Origin of the sequence: Salinicola lusitanus (genome assembly GCF_003206045.1) — a bacterium.
GTDB lineage: Bacteria > Pseudomonadota > Gammaproteobacteria > Pseudomonadales > Halomonadaceae > Salinicola > Salinicola lusitanus.
On the sequence record NZ_PZJM01000015.1, the window covers coordinates 158,783 to 164,801 of the forward strand.

Sequence of the window (6,019 nt, forward strand, 5' to 3'; positions counted from 1 at the left end):
AGGAGATCGCCATGAGCGTGATGCCGAAAAGCCCGGTGGCGCGGCAGCCAAGACGTGCCGCCATGAGCGAATTCGAACAGCGGCTGCGGCGCGAGCTGAAGGGCGAGGTGGCGTTCGACGCCGGGTCGCGGGGGCGTTACGCCACCGACGCCTCGATCTATCAGATCATGCCGCTGGGCGTGGTGGTGCCGAGGGATCCCCAGGACCTGTCGCTGGCACTGGAGGTCGCGCGCGACTTCGGGGCGCCGGTGCTGCCGCGCGGCGGCGGCACCAGCCAGTGCGGGCAGACCGTCAACGAGGCGCTGGTGATCGATACCAGTCGCTGGTTGACCGGTATCGGCGAGCTGGATGTCGAGGCGCGCACCGTCTCGGTGGAGCCGGGCGTGGTGCTCGATCATCTCAACGCCTGGCTCAAGCCCCACGGACTCTGGTTTCCAGTGGACGTCTCCACCTCGGCGCAGTGCACGCTGGGCGGCATGGCCGGCAACAACTCCTGCGGCTCACGCTCGATCCGCTACGGCAACATGGTTCACAACGTGCTGGGGCTCGAAGCGACGCTGGCGGATGGCCGCGAGGCGGTTTTCGGCCGGTTCGACGAGATCGCACCCGGCTCGGCCCTGGCGGGGCTGGCCGACTCGGTGGCGGCGATCATGCAGCGCGAGGCGGCGGCGATCCGCGAACACTATCCGCAGGTGTTGCGGCGGGTGGGGGGTTACAACCTGGACCTGCTCGACTGCCGCAATCCGATCCCCTACGACGCCGAAGGCAGGGCCAATTTCGCCCACCTGCTGATCGGTTCGGAGGGGACGCTGGCGTTCACGCGCCGGCTGACCCTGAAGCTGTCGCCGCTGCCGGTGCACAAGGTACTCGGCGTGGTCAATTTCCCGACCTTCTACCAGGCGATGGACATGACCCAGCACATCGTCGAGCTGGGTCCCGCGGCGGTGGAGCTGGTCGATCGCACCATGATCGAACTGGCGCTGGAGAATCCGGCGTTTCGGCCGACGGTGGAGAAGTCGCTGATCGGGCGTCCGGACGCGCTGCTGCTGGTGGAGTTCGCTGGCGAGAGTCTCGATTCGCAGCTGCATCAGCTGAAAGCGCTGGAGACGCTGATGGGCGACCTGGGTCTGCCGGGCAGCGTCGTCGGGCTGGAGTCGGGAGCCGAGCAGGCGGCGCTGTGGAATGTGCGCAAGGCCGGGCTCAATATCATGATGAGCATGAAGGGCGACGGCAAGCCGGTCTCGTTCATCGAGGACTGCGCCGTGCCGCTCGAGCACCTGGCCGAATATACCGAGCAGTTGACCGACGTCTTCCATCGCCACGGTACCGAGGGCACCTGGTACGCCCACGCCAGCGTCGGCACGCTGCACGTGCGGCCGATTCTCGACATGCGCCGCGGTGGCGCCGCCAAGATGCGTGCGATTGCGGAGGAAGCCTCCGAACTGGTTCGCCGCTACAAGGGGGCCTACTCGGGAGAACACGGCGACGGCATCTGCCGCGGCGAATGGGTGGCGTGGCAGTTCGGCGCGGAGCTCGATGCCGCCTTCGGCGAGATCAAGCGGTTGTTCGATCCGGACAACCGGTTCAACCCCAACAAGATCGTCGACACGCCGAGGATGGACGACGCCCGGCTGTTCCGCTTCCCCGCCGATCACCAGATCCTTGCGGTGGCCACCGAACTCGACTGGTCGGCCTGGAACGTGACCCGCGATCCGCTGAGCGGCGAGCTGGGAGAACCCGGCAGTGGCGGCGATCCGGCGCACGGCCTCGCCAAGGCGGTGGAGATGTGCAACAACAATGGCCATTGCCGCAAGTTCGATGCGGGCACCATGTGCCCCAGCTATCGGATCAGTCGCGATGAACGCCACCTGACCCGGGGCCGCGCCAATACGCTGCGGCTGGTACTGTCGGGCAAGATCGGCGATCGCGGCCTGGCCAGCGACGAAGTCGCCGAGACCCTGGATCTATGCGTCTCCTGCAAGGGGTGCAAGCGCGACTGCCCGACCGGCGTCGACATGGCCAAGTTCAAGATCGAGGCCCGCGCGGCACGGATCAGGGAGCGAGGCCTGGGGTGGCGCGACAGGCTGATCTCCGAGCTGCCGCGCTACGCGCCCTGGATGCGTCATGTCGGTCGTGTCGCCGCGCGTGTCGAGAACGTCTCCTGGCTGGGGGGACGTGCCAAGCGCTGGCTCGGTTTCGCCGAGGCGAGATCGCTGCCGATCTTTGCCGGCGACTATCTCCGAACGACACGGCGAGCGGCGAGGGATGACGCGCCCCGCCCGGGGTCGTCTGCGGTCGCAGAAGTGGTGCTGTTCGTCGATACCTTCAACAACTATTTCGAGGGTGACAACGTGGCGGCGGCACGCCGCGTGCTGGAAGCCGCCGGCTATCGGGTCCATTTCAACGTCCTCGAGGGTGAACGGCCGCTGTGCTGCGGCAGGACCTATCTGGCGGCGGGGCGCGTGGATCGCGCCAGGCAGGAAGCGCGGCGCACGCTGGAGGCGTTGATGCCCTACGTCGAGCGGGGCGTGAAGATCGTCGGGCTCGAGCCCTCTTGCCTACTCACGCTACGCGACGAGTTTCTGCACTTTGGTTTTGGTGAGGAGGGCCTGGGTGATGAGGCCACACGGCTGGCGGATGCCGCCATGCTGTTCGAGGAGTTTCTGGTGGCGGAGAAGCAGGCGGGACGGCTGAAGCTGGAGCTCGCGCCGCTGGCGGTCGGCCGGGCCAAGGTTCACGGCCACTGCCATCAGAAGGCCTTCGACGCCTTCACCCCGGTGATGACGGTGCTGGGCTGGATCCCGGAACTCGAGGTCGAGGCGATCGTCTCTTCGTGCTGCGGCATGGCCGGCAGTTTCGGCTACGAGGCGGAACACCTCGATGCCTCACGTCAGATGGCGGAGCTCTCGTTGCTGCCGGCGGTGCGCGAGGCGGGAGAGGACACCTGGATCGTGGCCGACGGCACCAGCTGCCGGCACCAGATTCTCGACGGCGCCCGGCGCGAGGCGCTGCACGTTGCCCGGGTGCTGGCGGCGGCATTGCCGGCTTAGCCTGATTAGACATTGGTCGTATTTGGCTGCCGGGCGCGCCTGGCCTGGCAGGCTCTGCCATCGGCGATATCAAGGCGCTCGTCGGGTTCCGGCGGGCGCCCTGTGCGTCTTTGCAGGGTGCAACTCGCTGTCACGAAATGGAATTCTGCCGAGTCGCTGGCTACTCTGAAGCCTTAGCGGGACGCTCGTGCCCGCCAACGGCGCGGAGCGCCCACGCTCGCCGCCGCCGTTATCGCTTATGACAATAGCCAGTGACAAAAAGCGAACGCTCTCATGGAAGATCTTCAATTCTGGGATTTCGCGGTCATCGTCGCCTACTTCGTGATCGTCACCTTCATCGGCTACAAGACGGCCCGGGGCAAGACGACGCCGGAAGAGCTGTTTCTGGCCGGGAGAAGCCTCGGCCCCCTGGCAATCGGCTTTTCGCTGTTCGCCTCCAATATCTCCTCGGACACGCTGATCGGCCTGCCCGGGGCCGCCTACCAGCACGGTATCTCCGCCGCCAATTACGAATGGATGGCGGGCGTGGTGCTGATGTTCACCGCGATCTTCGTGCTGCCGGTACTGATGCGGGCCCGTGTCACCACCATGCCGGAATTGATGGAGCGGCGCTTCGATTCCAGGCTGCGCAAGTATCTCTCGGTCATTACGCTGTTTCTGTCGATCATCCTCGATACCGCCGGCACCCTCTATGCCGGTGGCCTGATCGTGACCACGTTCATCCCCGGCACCAACCTGTGGGAGGTGTGTGCGCTGCTGGCGCTGTTTACCAGCATCTACACCGCCTTTGGCGGGCTGCGCGCGGTGGTCTATACCGACGTGATGCAGGCCTGCGTGCTGATCGGCGGGTCGGCGGCGATGACCTGGATCATCTTCGGCCACTTCGACTACAGCTGGTCGACGGTCAAGGAGGCGGTGAGCCCGGAAAAACTGTCGCTGATTCGGCCGCTGGACGACCCCAGCGTGCCATGGCTCGGCCTGATCACCGGGGTGCCGATCGTCGGCTTCTACTACTGGAGCATGAACCAGTATGTCGTGCAGCGCTTGCTGGGGGCGCGGGACATCCAGGCGGCGGGGCGGGCTTCGATCTTCGCCGCGGCGCTGAAACTGCTGCCGATCTTCATCATGACCATCCCTGGGGCCATGGTGATCCCGCTGCTGCCGGGGCTCGAACACCCCGATCAGGTCTATCCGAAGATGGTCCAGGAGTTCACGCCGACCGGCCTTACCGGGCTGATCCTGGCCGGCCTGATCGCGGCGCTGATGTCGACGCTCTCCTCGACGCTCAACTCCTCGGCGACCCTGTTGACACTGGATTTCATCAAGCCGGCCAGGCCCAACCTCAGCGATGCCCAACTGGCCAGATGGGGGCGCATCTGTACCTTTATCCTGGCCGCCATCGCTGCCCTCTGGGGGCCGATGATCCAGTACTTTTCGGGGCTGTGGGCGTATCTGCAGCAGGTGTTCGCCTTCGTCGCGTCGCCGCTGGTGGCGACCTTCCTGATGGGGTTGTGGATCAAGTCGCTGGGGTCGTCGGCGGCACTGCGCGGGCTGGCCAGTGGTCACGCGCTCAGTGCGGTGCTGTTCGTGCTGGTGGAGACCGGCGTGCTGCCGATTCACTTCACCATCATCGGCGGCATTCTGTTCGCGGCCACGGCGCTGTTCACCTGGTTCTGGATGACACGACTCGGTGCCAGCGATCGGCCAAGCCGCGACGATGCGCATATCGCGGTCATCGCCAAAGAGGGATTGGAGCGGGTACCTCGCGATGTCATGATCGGCATCGCCATCGTCTCGGTGCTCACCGCCATCATCGTCTATCTGCTGCGCTGAGGGCGCCGCCGGGGCCGCTTCTCTTTCCAGGGTCGCTCGGCATGCCAATGCCGAGCGGCTTTTGATTTCCAGGCTGCTATTCACAAGGACCTGTCATGGACATCCTTCGCCTCGCGATCGTGGGCTACGGCAAGATCGCCCGCGACCAGCACCATCCGGCCATCGCCAATGACCCCCGCCATCGACTGACGGCCGTTGCCAGCCGCAACGCCTCCGTGCCCGAGGTGGCGAATTTCGAAAGCCTCGAGGCGCTGCTCGACCAAGGGCCGGAGATCGACGCGGTCTCGCTGTGCACGCCGGCCGGGGTTCGTACCCAGCAGGCGCGGCTGGCGATGGCCCACGGCAAGCACGTGATGCTGGAGAAGCCGCCCGGCGCCACGCTGGCCGAGATCGAGACGCTGCGTGAGGAGGCCGAGCGCCACGGCGTCACGCTGTTCGCTTCCTGGCACTCCCGGCATGCCCACGGGGTGGCGGGAGCGAAGCGCTGGCTGGTGGAGCGCCAGATTCGCGGTGTCGAGATCGAATGGAAGGAGGACGTGCGGGTCTGGCATCCGGGGCAGGCCTGGATCTGGCAGCCGGGCGGCATGGGCGTGTTCGATCCAGGCATCAACGCCCTGTCGATCGCCACCGAGATCCTGCCGCGTCCGTTCCACCTGGTCGACGCCCAGTTGCAGGTGCCCGGCAACTGCCAGACGCCGATCGCGGCGTCGCTGGATTTCATCGACGGCGACGACGTGCCGATCCACGCCGAGTTCGACTTCCGCCAGCAGGGCACCCCGCCGATCTGGGAGATTCATGTCGAGACCGACGCCGGGCGGCTGACGCTGGAAGCGGGCGGCAGGCGGCTGCTGATCGACGGCGAACTGCAGGAGGAAGGGCCCGATGCGGAGTACGCCGGACTCTATGCGCGTTTCGCCGAACTGATTGCCGAGGGCCGTTCCGATGTCGACGTCAGCCCGTTCCGGCATGTCGCCGACTCGCTGATGCTGGGATACCGCCACACGGTAGAGGATTTCGTCGAATAGGTTACGAGCTACGGGCTACGGGCGACGAGCGACGAGCGACGGGCTACGAGCGACGGGCTACGGGCGACGGGCTACGGGCGACGGGCGACGAGCTATGGGCTACGAGCGACG

3 protein-coding genes are annotated in these 6,019 nt (G+C 66.2%); all 3 read left to right on the top strand.

Going from position 1 to position 6,019, the window contains the following annotated elements; translation table 11 throughout:
- Nucleotides 1–11: 11 nt before the first annotated feature.
- The 3 genes from DOM45_RS18925 to DOM45_RS18935 all read left to right on the top strand — a co-directional run bounded on the left by DOM45_RS18925 (nucleotide 12) and on the right by DOM45_RS18935 (nucleotide 5,908).
- Entirely contained in the window at nucleotides 12–3,050 is a 3,039-nt protein-coding gene (locus DOM45_RS18925) for an FAD-binding and (Fe-S)-binding domain-containing protein (protein WP_110603090.1), read from the top strand.
- Between the two features lie 273 nt (nucleotides 3,051–3,323).
- Nucleotides 3,324–4,883 (top strand): sodium:solute symporter family transporter, encoded by a 1,560-nt coding sequence (locus DOM45_RS18930; protein ID WP_110603091.1) that lies wholly within the window; start codon nucleotides 3,324–3,326, stop codon nucleotides 4,881–4,883.
- Nucleotides 4,884–4,978: 95 nt separating this feature from the next.
- Entirely contained in the window at nucleotides 4,979–5,908 is a 930-nt protein-coding gene (locus DOM45_RS18935) for a Gfo/Idh/MocA family protein (protein WP_110603092.1), read from the top strand.
- Nucleotides 5,909–6,019 lie beyond the last annotated feature (111 nt).